Origin of the sequence: Azospira sp. (assembly GCF_030247495.1) — a bacterium.
Lineage (GTDB): Bacteria > Pseudomonadota > Gammaproteobacteria > Burkholderiales > Rhodocyclaceae > Azospira > Azospira oryzae.
Genome location: NZ_JAOTRW010000004.1, coordinates 425,081 through 438,865, shown reverse-complemented (window position 1 = coordinate 438,865; position 13,785 = coordinate 425,081). Strand labels below are relative to the sequence as shown.

Genomic DNA, 13,785 nt, shown 5'->3' with positions numbered 1-13,785 from the left:
AACCCTACCGGGGTGTGGAATATTTGATAAATTAATAAATATCGAATCAATATTTCCAGGAGAAATGATGGCCCGGCATCTCGACATGGACCTGTTGCGCGCCCTGGTGGCGACGGCGGAGGCAGCGAGCTTTTCCCTGGCGGCGACCCGCTTGGGCCGTACCCAATCGGCCATCAGCCTGCAGATCAAGCGGCTCGAGGAGCAGGTGGGCAAGCCCCTGCTGGTGCGCTCCCAGGGGCGGCTGGAGGGGGTGACGGAGGAGGGGCTGCTGCTGCTCGACTACGCCCGCCGCATCCTGCGCCTCAACGACGAGGCCATCGGCTGCTTTTCCGAGGCGGACCTAGCGGGCAGCCTGCGGGTGGGGCTGGCGGAGGAAGTGATGGAGCGGGACCTGGGCAGCGTGGTGGCGGAATTCCACAGCGCCTATCCCCGGGTCAAGCTGGCCCTGGAGTGTGATCTCTCGGCCCGCCTGGCGGCCCGGGTCGAGGCCGGCGAACTGGACATGGCCCTCATCAAGCGCATCGGCGAGCGGCCGACGGCGGCGGGCCGCACCCTGTGGCGGGAGCCCATGGTCTGGGCCGGCGGTGCCCACAGCAGCGCGGTGGCGGAGCGGCCTTTGCCCCTGGCCCTGTTTCACGAAGGCTGCATTTTCCGCGTCGTCGCCCAGGCGGCCCTGACCCAGGCCGGCATCCCCTGGCGTCTGGCCTTTGCCGGTCACAGCCACACCGGCATCCGCCACGTGTTGCGGGCCGGCCTGGCGGTTTCTCCCCTGCCCCTGAGCCTGCTCGGCGACGGCCTGCAACGTCACACCGAGGGGCTGCCGCCCCTGCCGGAGGTGGAGTGGGTGGCGCTGACCGGCGCCAGCGGTGAATGGCCCGCGGTGCAGCGCCTCATCGCCATGTTCGAGGCGCGCCTGTGGCAGCCCCTGCCCTGGCCGGGCGGCGGGCTGCCCCGGGTGGCGGCCTGAAATGGCGGGTTAGATGCGGAAGCGGGCCGTGGCCTGATTGAGGGCCTGGGCCGTCGCTTCCAGGGCGCTGGCAGCGGCGGCGGTGTGCTGCATGCTCTCGCTGGTTTCTTCCACCTGGTGGGCGATGCGCTCCACCTGCTGGGCCAGGGCGGTGCTGGCCTCGCTCTGTTCCCGGGTGGAGTCGGCCACTTCCCGCACCAGGGAGCGGGCGGATTCGGAACCGGCGGCGATGCGGTGCAGCAGCTCCGAGGTTTCGGCTGCGGCTTCCTTGGCCTTTTCCGCTTCCGGCAGGGCCGCGTCCATGACCTGGGCAGCGGTCAGGGTTTCGTCCTGGATGCGGCTGACGATGGAGGAGATTTCCACCGTGGCCTTTTCCGTCCGCTCCGCCAGCACCCGCACCTCGTCGGCCACCACGGCGAAGCCCCGGCCCTGTTCGCCGGCCCGGGCCGCCTCGATGGCGGCGTTGAGGGCCAGCAGGTTGGTCTGGCCGGCGATCTCCTTGATCACCTGGGCCACCCGGGCCACTTCCTGGGCGTTGTCGGTGAGGGCCCGCACCTGCTCCGCCGCCTTGCCCATGGTGTCCGCCATGGTGGCAATGTTGGCGGCGGTGGTGTCCACGCTCTTCTCGCCGACGCCGGCCAGTTCAGCCGCGTTGCTGGCGTGCTGTTCCGTGTCCCGGGCGTTGTCGGAAACGTGGGTGATGGAAACCGTCAGTTCCTCCATGGCGGCGGCCATGTTCTGGGTCGCTTCCGTCTCGGTTGCCGCCGAGTCCGCCACCCGGGTGGCGGTGCTGTTGATCTCCTGGGCGGAACTGGCCACCTGGCCGGCGCCCTGGGCGATTTCGCCGATCATCTGGCGCAGCACCTGCACCAGGCGGTTCAGTTCGCCCAGCATGCTGTCGTCCCGGGCATTGCCGAGGGAAACGGTGAGATCGCCGCCGGCCACGGCCCGGATGGCGGTGACCGCCTCGGCCGGCTCGCCGCCGATCTGGCCCAGGGTGGCCCGGGCCAGGGCCCAGGAGAGGGCGCCCACGGCCAGCACCACCAGCACGATGATCAGGGCCACCAGGCGCAGCTGCTGGTAGAAGAGGGTGTCCAGGTCGTCGATGTAGAGGCCGGTCCCCACCACCCAGTCCCAGGCGGGGAAATGCTGCAGGTACTGCAGCTTGGGCACCTGCACGTCGCTGCCCGGCTTGGCGGTCATGGTTTCGGTGTAGCCGCTCTTGTCCAGGGCCACCTTGATCAGGTTGCGCACCGTGTAGGCGCCGGACTTGTCCTGCCGGTCCCAGTGGCTCTTGCCTTCATATTCGGGACGGACCGGGTGCATCACCCCCATGCCCTTGCTGTCGTAGATGTAGAAGTATTCCTTGCCCTGGTAGCGCATGCTGCGGATCACCGCCTTGGCCAGGGTCTGGGCCTCTTCCCGGCCCATGGCTCCCTTGGCTTCCTGGGCCTGGATATCCACGATGGCGGTCATGGCAATGTCGATGGCCGTTTCCAGGGTGGCCTTGCGGTCGGCCAGCAACTGCTGTTTGAGGTGTAGGGCCTGGAAGGTGCCGAGAACGATGAGGCCGATCAGCGTGACAAGCAGGGAGACGGTCAGCCGCCCCTTGATACTCATGGTCTTGAACATGGTTTCCCCCGTGGTGATTCCGCCGACCGTGGCCGGCAGGTTTTTATTGGCATGCAACTTTGTTGCTGCCGACAAGATTCCACTTTTGTCCGGGCAAGCAAGTGTGTAATTCCGCGAGACTCTGCCAAGGGAAACAGGTCCTTGTGCCAAAATACCGCCTTGCAATTTTTTCACCCCCCGATTGTGTCCCTCCCCCGTTCCGCTCCGCCCGCCTTTGCCGACTGCCTGACCCAGGATCGTCCCCGTCTGCGCGCCCTTTCCCGCAGCGCCGGCCAGCCCGGTCCCCATGCCGAGAAGGCCAAGGCCGACTACGAGGCCCTGCTGGCCCGCTCCCGGGCCGCCTGTGCCGAGCGGGCAGGGCGCCTGCCCAAGCCGGAATACGCGGAGGACCTGCCGGTTAACGGGCGGCGGGAGGAGATCAAGGCTCTCATCGAGCACAACCAGGTGGTCATCGTCTGCGGCGAGACCGGCTCCGGCAAGACCACCCAGCTGCCCAAGATCTGCCTGGAACTGGGCCGGGGGGCGGCGGGACTGATCGGCCATACCCAGCCCCGGCGCTTGGCGGCCCGCTCCGTGGCGGCCCGGGTGGCCCAGGAGCTGCAGACCCAGATTGGCGCCGGCGTGGGGGTGAAAATCCGCTTCCAGGACCGTAGCGGGCCTCAGTCCTACCTCAAGCTGATGACCGACGGCATCCTGCTGGCGGAGACCCAGACCGACCCCTACCTCAACGCCTACGACACCATCATCATCGACGAGGCCCACGAGCGCAGCCTCAACATCGATTTCCTGCTGGGCTATCTGAAGCAGCTGCTGGCCAAGCGCAAGGACCTCAAGGTCATCATCACCTCCGCCACCATCGACGCAGAGCGCTTTGCCCAGCACTTCGCCCAGCACGGCAAGCCGGCGCCGGTGATCGAAGTCTCCGGCCGCCTCTACCCGGTGGAGGTGCGCTACCGCCCGGTGACGCCCCTGGAGGAAGACCAGGAGGAGCGGGACCTCTACGACGCCATCGTGGACGCGGTCCACGAACTGGGCCGGGAAGGCCCGGGGGACGTGCTGGTGTTCCTCCCCGGCGAGCGGGAAATCCGGGAGGCGGCGGAAGCCCTGCGCAAGCACCACTTCCCCGGCCCCCAGCCGGAAATCCTGCCGCTGTTCTCGCGCCTCTCGGCGGCGGAGCAGGACCGGGTCTTCAAGACCGGCGGCGGCCGCCGGGTGGTGCTGGCCACCAACGTGGCGGAAACCTCCCTCACCGTGCCGGGCATCCGCTACGTGGTGGATACGGGCCTGGCCCGGGTGAAGCGCTACTCCTACCGCAACAAGGTGGAAATGCTCCAGGTGGAGCGGGTCTCCCAGGCCGCGGCGCGGCAGCGGGCGGGCCGTTGCGGCCGGGTGGCGGCGGGGGTCTGTATCCGCCTCTACGACGAGGCCGACTTCAACGCCCGGGGCGAATTCACCGATCCGGAAATCCTGCGTTCCTCCCTGGCCGGGGTGATCCTGCGCATGAAGGCCTTGAAGCTCACCGACGTGGAGAGCTTCCCCTTCATCGAGGCGCCGCCGCCCAAGGCCATCAACGACGGCTATTCCCTCTTGCAGGAACTGGGCGGCCTGGACGAGGACAACCGCCTCACCGACGTGGGCCGGGGCCTGGCCAAGCTGCCCCTGGACCCGCGCATCGCCCGCATGATCGTGGCCGCCCGGGACCGGGGCTGCCTCAAGGAAGTGCTGGTCATCGCCGCCGCCCTCTCGGTGCAGGACCCCAAGGAGCGGCCCCAGGAACGGCTGCAGGCGGCGGATGAAAAGCACCGCCAGTTCGCCGACGAGAAGTCCGAATTCCTCTCCTGGTTGAAGCTGTGGAACTGGTTTGAGGAACAGGCCCGACACCTCTCCGGGCGCAAGCTGGCCGAGGCCTGCAAGGAGCGTTTCCTCTCCTATCTGCGCATGCGTGAGTGGCGGGAGGTGTACAACCAGATCCACGCCATGGTCACCGAGTTGGGCTGGCGCGAGAACGAGATTGCCGCCACCTACGAGCCCATCCACAAGGCCCTGCTCACGGGCCTCTTGGGCAACATCGGCTGCAAGTCCGACGACAGCAGCCACTACCTGGGGGCCCGGGGCATCCGCTTCCTCATCCACCCGGGCTCGCCCCTGCAGAAGAAGGCGGGCAAGTGGGTGGTCTGCGCCGAGCTGACGGAAACCACCAAGCTCTACGCCCGCTGCCTGGCCCGCATCGAGCCGGAGTGGCTGGAGGAGGTAGGCGCCCACCTGATCCGCAAGAGCTACTTCGACCCCCACTGGGAGAAGAAGGCCATGCAGGCCGTGGCCTACGAGCGATCCACCCTGCACGGCATCGTCGTCAATCCGAAGAAGCGGGTGAACTTCGGCCCCATGAACCCGGAAGAGGCGCGCCTGCTCTTCATCCGCCAGGGGCTGGTGGGCGGCGAGATCAACGAGGACTTCGTGCGCCGCTGGCCTTTCTACCAGCACAACCAGAAGGCCATCCGGGACATCGAGAACCTGGAGCACAAGCAGCGCCGCCAGGACGTGTTGGTGGACGACGAACTGATCTTCGCCTTCTACGACCATCTGATTCCCTCGGGCATCTACAACGGCGCCGACTTCGACAAGTGGCGCAAGGAGGCGGAGCGGGAGAACCAGAAACTGCTCTTCCTGCAGAAGGAAGACCTGATGCGCCACGAGGCGGCCGGGGTCACCACCGACGCCTTCCCGCCCCAGATGCGCCTCTCCGGCGTGGACTACGCCCTCACCTACCACTTCGAGCCCGGCAGCCCCCGGGACGGCGTCACCCTGGTGCTGCCCCTGGCCCAGCTCAATCAGGTGCCCGCCAACCGCTGCGAGTGGCTGGTGCCCGGCCTCTTGAAGGAGAAGGTGGTGCAGCTGGTGAAGACCCTGCCCCAGCGCATCCGCGCCAAGCTGGTGCCGGTGCCCGAGTTCGCCGAGGAGTTCATCGCCTGGGTGGGCAACGACGAGAAGCGCATGGCGCCGGGCATCATCGCCCCCCTCATCGACTTCATCTTCGAATCCCGGGGCCTCAATGCCCGGGGCTGGGCGGTGACGCCCGATGCCTTCCGCCCCGGCGAGCTGCCGGCCCACTTCTCCATGAACTTCAAGCTGGTGGATGAGCATGGCCGCCAGCTCGACATGAGCCGCAGCCTGGCCCAGCTCCGCGGCGAATGGGGTCGGGAGGCGCGCCAGGAATTCCAGGAGCTGCACGAGACCCCCAGCGAATTCACGGGCCTCACCGACTGGACCTTCGGCAAGCTGCCGGAACTGATGGAAGTGGCCGTGGGCGGCCAGATGGTGATCGGCTACCCGGGCCTGACGGAAGACGGCGACACCGTTTCCCTGCGCGTGTACGACTCCCAGGAGGAAGCCCTGGCGGCCCACCGCCTGGGCCTCTCCCGCCTCTTCCAGTTGCAGCTGAAGGAGCAGGTGAAGTACTTCGAGAAGAACCTGCCGGGCCTGACCCAGATGGCCATGCAGTTCATGAGCCTGGGTTCTTCCGACGACCTGCGCCAGCAGTTGGTGTCGGTCATTTTTGAGCGGGCCTGCCTGGTGGAACCGTGGCCGGAGGATGCGGAATCATTCAAGGCCCGCTGCGCCGAAGGCAAGAACCGCCTGGGCCTGCTGGCCCAGGAAATCTGCCGCCTGGTGGGCCTGGTGCTGACCGAGTGGCAGGCCCTAGTGAAAAAGCTGCCGGCCTTCAAGGCCTTTCCCGGCGCGGTGCAGGACATCGAGAAGCAGATCGGCCGCCTCATTCACAAACGTTTCGTGCTGGAAACGCCCTTCGAGCGCCTGCAGCACTTCCCCCGCTACCTCAAGGCGGCGGCCATGCGCCTGGACAAGCTCAAGGCCAACCCGGCCCGGGACGTTCAGCTGCTGGCGGACTACAGCACCCTGTGGACCCAGTACGAACGCCGCGCCCTGCAGCTGGCCAAACAGGGCGTCAGCGATCCCCAACTGGAGCAGTTCCGCTGGCTGCTGGAGGAACTGCGGGTCAATCTCTTCGCCCAGGAACTGAAGACGCCGGTGCCCGTGTCGGTGAAGCGCCTGCAGAAGCTGTGGGAAGGGATACAGTACGGTTGAAAGACGATTAGCCACAGAGGGCACAGAGAACACAGAGAGAAAATGCCTCTGCCCTGGGAGGTAATAGAGACGCCACTCTTCCGTCATGCATTCTGGAGATTGGCTTCAGTATTGGCTTGCAGGGTAGGTGCGGTTTGCAACCGCTCCGGCAGCTAAGGCGGAGTGCGACCCCTCGGTGATCTCTGTGCCCTCTGTGGCAAAAAAATAGGATGCCCGAATGCCCGAAATGATCCTCGCCCTGGTCCGCAGCCTCGGCACCCTCTCCCGCCGCCGTGTCTGGTGGCTGGTGTTGTCCCCCGCCGTGGCCGCCCTGGCGGTATGGCTGACGCTGACCTTCCTGGTGCTGGACCACCTTTCCGCCTGGTTCCTCGAGCAGCCGCCCATGAGCTGGCTCTCCGGCTGGGGCGCCGTCTGGCTGGCCAAGCTGCTGGCCGCCGCCGGGGGCTGGCTGGTGATCCTGGCCCTCTCCTATCTCACCGCCATGGTGCTGGCGGCGGTGTTCATCATGCCCCTCCTGTTGCAGATCGTGGCCGCCCGGGATTACCCGGAGGTGGCGGCCATGGGCAAGGACAGCTTCTTCGCCGGTGCCTGGAACAGCGTCTGGGCGGCCCTGCTGTTCATCGCCGGCTGGCTGCTGACCCTGCCCCTGTGGCTGGTGCCCGGCCTGGGCCTGGTGCTGCCGCTGTTCTGGATGGCCTGGCTCAACCGCAAGACCTTTTCTTACGACGCCCTGGCCATGCACGCCACCGACGACGAGTGGCGCCTGATCCGGGAGCGCCGGGCCACGCCCCTGCTGGGCCTGGGCATTCTCCTGGCCCTGCTGGCCCATGTGCCGGTACTGGGCCTGCTGACCCCGGCCCTGGGCGCCCTGCTGTACATCCACTTCGGCCTGGAAAGCCTGCGCCAGCTGCGCGGCGGGGCCGTGGTGACCGTCGATGCGGTGGTGGTGGAAGAGCCCGTGCCCACCGACCGCTTCCTGCGCTGATTTTCACCCTTTACGACCTCAACGACGCGAGGACCCATGACTGCTTCCGTTTCCCAGACTGCCCAAGCCACACGCTTCGGCGCCCTCATCATTGGCGACGAGATTCTCTCCGGCAAGCGCCAGGACAAGCACTTCGCCAAGGTGGCCGAACTGCTCGGCGCCCGGGGGCTGCAACTGTCCTGGGCCCACTACATGGGGGATGATCGGGCGCAACTGACGGAATTCCTCAAGCGCAGCTTTGCCGGCGGCGAGGCGGTTTTTTCCTTCGGCGGTATCGGCAACACGCCGGACGACCATACCCGCCAGGCCGCCGCCGCGGCCCTGGGGGAGGAATTGGTGCTGAGCTCGGAGGCAGAGGCGGAGATCCGAGTCCGCTTCGGCGACGATATCACCCCCCAGCGCCTGCTGCTGGGCACCTTCCCGGCCGGCAGCCGCATCATTCCCAATCCCTTCAACCGCATTCCCGGCTTCATGGTGAAGGAGCATTACTTCGTGCCGGGCTTTCCCCAGATGGCCCATCCCATGGTGGAGTGGGTGCTGGACACCTTCTATGCCCATCTCTTCAACCGGGCGCCCAAGGTGGAGAAGGCCTTCCTCCTCACCGGCGACAGGGCCTACGAAAGCGCCCTGCTGGACCTGATGGAGCGCATCGTCGCCGAGTACCCGGAGCTGCGCCTGTTCTCCCTGCCGTCCCTGACCCAGGACGGTGTGCGCCGCCACCTGGAACTGGGAGTGGAAGGACAACCGGAACAGGTGGAGCGGGCCATGGCGGAAATCCAAGGCGAGGTGGAGCGCCGCGGCATTACCTGGGTGTGGCGCGACTGAGTCCGGACTGAGCGGGCTGCGCGGCTTTGCGGGGGATTTCGGCCCCCGGTTTCAGCTTCGCTTGCGGCAATAAAAAACCCCGGCCATGGCCGGGGTTGTGCTCGCCAAGCGGGGAACACCCGCGGCAGACCTTATTTCTTGGCAGCCGCCTTGCTGGCAGCGCCCACGGCCTTGGCGGTGGCGTTGGAAGCCACGGCCACGTTGGCATCGGCGATGTCGGCCATCTGCTTGGCCATCTTGGTGAAGTGGTCGAAGGCCTGGGTGGAGGCGGACAGCATGGACTTCATGGCCGCTGCCACCACGTCGCCGCCCACGGGAGCGGAGGCGGAGGTCTTCTCGATGGCGGAGGTGGCCTTCTGGGACAGCTGGTTGTAGTGCTGTTCCATCAGGTCGGTCACTTCCTTCTGGGTCGCGGTGATCAGTTCGTACAGGTTGCGGTAGTAGGCCGTGACCTTTTCCAGATTGGGCTGGGCCAGGGTGCTCTGCAGCTTGGCGGCTTCCTGCACGTCCTTGGCGCCCAGCAGGGTCTGGGTGCCGTTGACGGAAGAGTTGAGGAAGTCACGGGCAGCAGCCAGATTCAGCTCGGCGATTTTTTCCACGCCGTTGAAGGCGGTGTGCACCAGGGCCACCATCACTTCAGCGTTGGCTTTCTGGGCGGCGGTAAGCTGTTCGATATTCGGGTTGGTCATTGGGAAATCCTCCGCTTAGCGTTGAGATATAAGGGAATAATCCTGCTGGTTGAATATCGGCCCGATATTGTTGTTAGTACGGCCTTGGGTCGAATTCCACTGCCTCGGCAGCGGCGCCGGATGAAGCCAGTATAGCAAATACTATATGACCATCACATGTCGCCGGCCACAACGAAAAAAACCCCGGCGCAAGGCCGGGGTTTCGGTGCTGTTCGCCTTAGGCGGTCTTTTTCTTGGCAGCGGAGGCGGCGGCGGAAGTGGCGCCGACGGCCTTCACGGTAGCGTTGGTGGCGGCAGCCACGTTGGCTTCAGCGATCTCGGCAACCTGCTTGGCAGCCTTGTTCATGCTGTCGTAGGCGGAGTTGGCAGCGGCGATGGCGGACTTGACGGCGGCCACGGCCACATCGGAACCGGCGGGGGCGGTCTTGGAAACCTTGTCCAGCAGGCCGGCCACGTTCTTGTTGAATTCGTTGAACTGGGCTTCCACGACCTTGGTCAGTTCTTCCTGGGTCTGGGCGGCGATTTCGTAGACGCTGCGGGAGTAGGCCACGGCCTTCTCGACGTTGGGTTGGGCGATGGAGGCCTGCAGGGAGATGGCTTCCTGGGCATCCTTGGCACCCAGCAGGGCCTTGGTGTTGGCGACGCTGTCTTCGATGACGGCGCGGGCGGTGTGCAGGTTCAGGGCGGCGATGCGCTCGGCGCTGGCGAAAGCGGTGTTGGCCAGGGCCAGCAGGGAATCAACGGTGGCCTTGTTGGCGGCGGCGAACTGCTCGGGGGTAGCGAAAGTGGTCATGGTCATCTCCTAGAAAGTCAGTGTGGGAACACTCGCAGAGCAAGGCGGGACTGGCTTTTCTGACTGCGGCCGGTTGTTGCGCTGCAACATGTAGGACCAATTATAGGGAGCGACAGATTTCTGTCAAGCATTTTTTGTGCGTCGCACAAAAAATTTTCTTCGCTTTGAAAACAGTGGCTTAAGAGTCGTTGGGAGAGCCTGGGGATGGAGGCTTTGCGGCGGGGCGGGAGCCTGCCGCGGAGGGGCCGACCCGGGGCGGCGGCGCGCCCCGGGAGGTGGGATCAGCGATGCTTGAAGGCGGGCTTGCGCTTCTCGACGAAGGCAGCCATGCCTTCCTTCTGGTCTTCCAGGGCGAAGGCGGCATGGAACTGGCGACGCTCGAAGAGCAGGCCTTCATTGAGGCTGCTTTCGAAGGCCCGGTTCACGTTCTCCTTGATCATCATCACCACCGGCAGGGAGTAGGAGGCGATCTTCTCGGCGGCGCTGAGGGCTTCCTCCAGCAGCTTGTCGGCGGGCACGATGCGGGAGACCAGGCCGGCGCGCTCGGCTTCGGTGGCATCCATCATGCGGGCGGACAGGCACAGGTCCATGGCCTTGGCCTTGCCCACGGCACGGGGCAGGCGCTGGGTGCCGCCGGCGCCGGGGAGGATGCCCAGCTTCACTTCGGGCTGGCCGAACTGGGCGCTGTCGGCGGCGATGATGAAGTCGCAGCTCATGGCCAGTTCGCAGCCGCCGCCCAGGGCGTAGCCGGCAACGGCGGCGATGACGGGCTTGCGGCAGGTCTTCACCTTCTCCCAGTTGCGGGTGATGTAGTCGCCCTTGTAGGCGTCCATATAGGAGAAGTCTTTCATCATGCTGATGTCGGCGCCGGCGGCGAAGGCCTTGTCGGAGCCGGTGATGACGATGCAGCCGATGTTCTCGTCGGCTTCGAATTCGGTGAGGGCGTCGCCCAGTTCATCCACCAGGGGATCGCACAGGGCGTTGAGGGCCTTGGGGCGGTTGAGGGTGATGAGGCCGACGCGGCCTTTGGCTTCAGCGATGATGTACTCGTAAGTCACGAGGCTTTACTCCTTGCGCGATGGTAGGGAAATGGCGGGCTTCAGGGTGAGCGATTCCCGGCTCCCCGTAGCTCCTTGTTGTGATTCGGTGTCCTTGTTCTTCGGCTGGATGATGGCCCGCACCCGGCCCGGCGGCACGCCGGGGCTGGCCTCGCCGGGCATCTTGGAGGCGGTGACCAGGTACTGCTCGGTGAGGGAGTCGTACTGGATGTAATGGCCCTTGACCTCGTCCTGGCCGCTCTTGACCCAGGCCTTGTCGTAAAGCTCGGTCTTTTCCGTCTTGGCATTGTGCTCGATGCGCAGGGCGATGCCTTCCACGTAGTCGTCCCGGCCTTCGCGCTTTTGCTTGAACTTGGCCGGATTGCCGGTGGCCACGCCCTTCTGGAATCCTGCATCGTCCTGGGTGACGACGATGCGGTCGCCGCGGATGACCAGGGTGCCCTGGGTCAGGGTGACGTTGCCGTCAAAGATGTGCACCTTCTTGGCGTCGTCCACCGTGACCCGGTCTGCTTCCAGGTTCACCGGTTTTTCCCGGTCCGCCTTTTCGGCGTGGGCCGGCATGGCGGCGGCAAGGCTGAGGGCGCCCAGGAGGGCGGCGAGGCGGCGATTGATCATGTCAGCGCTTTTCATGTTTGCTGGCGAATTGGCCGGTCACCCGGGATTCCAGAATGGAGTTCATGGTGGCGTTATCCACCTGCAGGCCGGTCCCCTTGAGCCAGGATTTGCCCTGGACCATTTCCACCGGACTCTTGGTCTGCGCAGTTTCAGAGTCGGGGAATATGGTCAGGTCGGGACCGGTGGCGATCATGGCTTCCCGGTCCTTGAATGCGTCGCGGACAACGCGGACATTGTCTTTCAGCAGCACTTCGCTGGCGTCGCTGTTGATGTGGCCGGTGTCGCTGCTCATGGTGACCACGGGGCGTCCGGGCTTGATGAACTTGGCCACCGGTTTGACCACATCGGACTCGTCCGTATCCGGATAATGGTCCAGGCGCTTGGCCGTCATCACATGGCGCAGCTGGCCCTGCTTGTCGATCCGGCTCATGGTGAAGTCGTCGATGAAGTAGTCCACGTCGTGACGGAACTTGCCGCTGTGATCCGGCTCCGGCAGCTGGGTGGCCTTGGCTAGCCAGAAGGTGGCCGCAGTCAGGCTGCCCAGCAGGACGATGGGAAAGAGGGCGCTGGCGAAGCGTTCCAGGCGTTTCATTGCAGGTAGGCGTCGAGCAGGGCCTGCAGCAGGCCCCGTTCCTGCAGGAGATGTTCGCAGGCTTCGCGCACGGCGCCATGGCCGCCCTGCTGACGGCAGACGTAGCCGGCATGGCGCTTGACGAAATCGTGGGCGTTGCCCGGGGCGGCGGAGAAGCCGCAGGCGCGCATGATGGGCAGGTCCACCACGTCGTCGCCCATGTAGCCGGCTTCGGCGAAGGTCAGGCCTTCCCGCTGCAGCAGCTCGGTCATGACCTGGCGTTTGTCCTCCACGCCCTGGAACAGCAGGTCGATGCCCAGGTTGGCGGCGCGGGCGGCGACGCAACCGGACTTGCGCCCGGTGATGATGGCCAGGCGCACGCCGGACTTCTGCAACATCTTCAGGCCGTGGCCGTCCAGGGTGTTGAAGACCTTGAGTTCCTTGCCGTCTTCCGTGTAGTAGAGGCCGCCGTCGGTGAGGACGCCGTCCACATCGAAGGCCATCAGCTTGAGATTGGTGGCGGCGCTCATCAGATCACCTTGGCCTGGAACAGGTCGTGCATGTTGAGGGCGCCCTGCAGGCGGCCTTCGCTGTCGGCCACCAGGAGCTGGTTGATCTTGTGCCGCTCCATCATTTCCACGGCTTCCACCGCCAGCTTGTCCACCCCGATACAGCGCGGATTGGCGGTCATGACGGCAGTGACGGGCACCGACTTGAGGTCCACGTCCCGTTCGAAGGCGCGGCGCAGGTCGCCATCGGTGAAGATGCCCTGGATGCGCTGCTGGGCATCCACCACCGCAGTCATGCCGAGGCCGCCCTTGGAGATGGCCAGCACGGCTTCGGCCAGGCTGGCCTGGGAGGAGACCTGGGGCACTGCCGCGCCGGCGCGCATGACATCCCGTACATGGGTCAGCAGGCGCCGGCCCAGGGAACCGCCGGGATGGGAGCGGGCGAAGTCTTCCGGGCCGAAGCCGCGGGCGTCGAGCAGGGCCACCGCCAGGGCGTCGCCCAGGGCCAGGGCCGCGGTGGTGCTGGCCGTCGGTGCCAGGTTGAGGGGGCAGGCCTCCTGGGCCACCGCTGCGTCCAGATGGGCGTCGGCCTCCTTGGCCAGGGAGGACTGGGCATTGCCCGTCATGGCGATGAGCTTGGCGCCCTGGCGCTTGATGATGGGGACGATGGCCAGCAGTTCGGCGCTTTCGCCGGAGTTGGAGAGGGCGATCAGCACGTCCTGGCGCAGGATCATGCCCAGGTCGCCGTGGCTGGCTTCCGCCGGGTGCACGAAGTAGGCCGGCGTGCCGGTGCTGGCCAGGGTGGAGGCGATCTTGCGGCCCACGTGGCCAGACTTGCCGATGCCGCTGACGATGACCCGGCCGGAGCAATTGAGGATGAGGCTGACCGCGTCCAGGAAGCCGTCGTCCAGCCGCTCGCTCAGGGCGGCGACGGCATCGGCCTCGATGCGCAGGACCTGGCGGGCCAGTTCGAGCACGGCGGCCGGGTTAAGGGCGGAAGTTTGGTTCATGGGATGGCAGCGGTTATGATTGTGCGA

General features: G+C 66.0%; 12 protein-coding genes. 4 read left to right on the top strand and 8 right to left on the bottom strand.

The genetic code is table 11. The features are described 5' to 3' along the window. The first annotated feature begins 67 nt into the window (after positions 1–67). Positions 68–967, top strand: a complete 900-nt coding sequence (locus tag OEL49_RS07970; RefSeq protein ID WP_205231326.1) for a LysR substrate-binding domain-containing protein — start codon at positions 68–70, stop codon at positions 965–967. A gap of 9 nt (positions 968–976) precedes the next feature. On the opposite strand, the gene OEL49_RS07965 is transcribed toward OEL49_RS07970, so the two are convergent. Further along, positions 977–2,656, bottom strand: a complete 1,680-nt coding sequence (locus OEL49_RS07965; RefSeq protein WP_205231325.1) for a methyl-accepting chemotaxis protein — start codon at positions 2,654–2,656, stop codon at positions 977–979. Positions 2,657–2,782: 126 nt separating this feature from the next. Between OEL49_RS07965 and hrpA the strand changes: the two genes are divergently transcribed. The 3 genes from hrpA (at position 2,783) to OEL49_RS07950 (ending at position 8,513) form a co-directional block, all read left to right on the top strand. After that, entirely contained in the window at positions 2,783–6,703 is a 3,921-nt protein-coding gene (hrpA, locus tag OEL49_RS07960) for an ATP-dependent RNA helicase HrpA (protein ID WP_287874382.1), read from the top strand. Between the two features lie 217 nt (positions 6,704–6,920). Then, positions 6,921–7,688, top strand: a complete 768-nt coding sequence (locus OEL49_RS07955; RefSeq protein WP_205231323.1) for an EI24 domain-containing protein — start codon at positions 6,921–6,923, stop codon at positions 7,686–7,688. 36 nt (positions 7,689–7,724) lie between these two features. Beyond that, positions 7,725–8,513 (top strand): competence/damage-inducible protein A, encoded by a 789-nt coding sequence (locus tag OEL49_RS07950; RefSeq protein WP_287874381.1) that lies wholly within the window; start codon positions 7,725–7,727, stop codon positions 8,511–8,513. 131 nt (positions 8,514–8,644) lie between these two features. Here the strand turns inward: OEL49_RS07950 and OEL49_RS07945 are convergent, their stop codons facing one another. The 7 genes from OEL49_RS07945 to OEL49_RS07915 all read right to left on the bottom strand — a co-directional run bounded on the left by OEL49_RS07945 (position 8,645) and on the right by OEL49_RS07915 (position 13,758). After that, positions 8,645–9,202 carry a phasin family protein gene (locus tag OEL49_RS07945; RefSeq protein ID WP_014236472.1) on the bottom strand — a complete coding sequence of 186 codons (558 nt, stop codon included), beginning with the start codon at positions 9,200–9,202 and terminating at the stop codon, positions 8,645–8,647. Positions 9,203–9,419: 217 nt separating this feature from the next. Further along, complete coding sequence (locus OEL49_RS07940) at positions 9,420–9,995, bottom strand: phasin family protein (RefSeq protein WP_014236473.1); 576 nt, start codon at positions 9,993–9,995, stop codon at positions 9,420–9,422. A 281-nt stretch (positions 9,996–10,276) separates the two neighbouring features. Further along, positions 10,277–11,053, bottom strand: a complete 777-nt coding sequence (locus OEL49_RS07935) for an enoyl-CoA hydratase (protein ID WP_287874380.1) — start codon at positions 11,051–11,053, stop codon at positions 10,277–10,279. 6 nt (positions 11,054–11,059) lie between these two features. Further along, the gene (gene lptA / locus OEL49_RS07930; protein WP_287874379.1) at positions 11,060–11,668 is read right to left on the bottom strand and encodes a lipopolysaccharide transport periplasmic protein LptA; all 609 of its coding nucleotides are present in this window, start codon (positions 11,666–11,668) and stop codon (positions 11,060–11,062) included. 1 nt (position 11,669) lies between these two features. Continuing rightward, on the bottom strand, positions 11,670–12,260 hold the full coding sequence (gene lptC / locus OEL49_RS07925) for an LPS export ABC transporter periplasmic protein LptC (RefSeq protein ID WP_287874378.1): 591 nt from the start codon (positions 12,258–12,260) through the stop codon (positions 11,670–11,672). After that, positions 12,257–12,769, bottom strand: a complete 513-nt coding sequence (locus OEL49_RS07920) for a KdsC family phosphatase (protein ID WP_287874377.1) — start codon at positions 12,767–12,769, stop codon at positions 12,257–12,259. Before OEL49_RS07920 ends, lptC begins: the two co-directional genes overlap by 4 nt. Continuing rightward, positions 12,769–13,758 (bottom strand): KpsF/GutQ family sugar-phosphate isomerase, encoded by a 990-nt coding sequence (locus OEL49_RS07915; RefSeq protein WP_287874376.1) that lies wholly within the window; start codon positions 13,756–13,758, stop codon positions 12,769–12,771. Before OEL49_RS07915 ends, OEL49_RS07920 begins: the two co-directional genes overlap by 1 nt. Positions 13,759–13,785 lie beyond the last annotated feature (27 nt).

Bases quoted from the DNA above. Each gene is read 5' to 3' on its own strand.
- OEL49_RS07970 (WP_205231326.1), top strand. From the start codon at position 68: ATGGCCCGGCATCTCGACATGGACCTGTTGCGCGCCCTGGTGGCGACG.
- OEL49_RS07955 (WP_205231323.1), top strand. From the start codon at position 6,921: ATGCCCGAAATGATCCTCGCCCTGGTCCGCAGCCTCGGCACCCTCTCC.
- OEL49_RS07950 (WP_287874381.1), top strand. From the start codon at position 7,725: ATGACTGCTTCCGTTTCCCAGACTGCCCAAGCCACACGCTTCGGCGCC.
- OEL49_RS07945 (WP_014236472.1), bottom strand. From the start codon at position 9,202: ATGACCAACCCGAATATCGAACAGCTTACCGCCGCCCAGAAAGCCAAC.
- OEL49_RS07940 (WP_014236473.1), bottom strand. From the start codon at position 9,995: ATGACCACTTTCGCTACCCCCGAGCAGTTCGCCGCCGCCAACAAGGCC.
- lptA (WP_287874379.1), bottom strand. From the start codon at position 11,668: ATGATCAATCGCCGCCTCGCCGCCCTCCTGGGCGCCCTCAGCCTTGCC.
- lptC (WP_287874378.1), bottom strand. From the start codon at position 12,260: ATGAAACGCCTGGAACGCTTCGCCAGCGCCCTCTTTCCCATCGTCCTG.
- OEL49_RS07920 (WP_287874377.1), bottom strand. From the start codon at position 12,769: ATGAGCGCCGCCACCAATCTCAAGCTGATGGCCTTCGATGTGGACGGC.
- OEL49_RS07915 (WP_287874376.1), bottom strand. From the start codon at position 13,758: ATGAACCAAACTTCCGCCCTTAACCCGGCCGCCGTGCTCGAACTGGCC.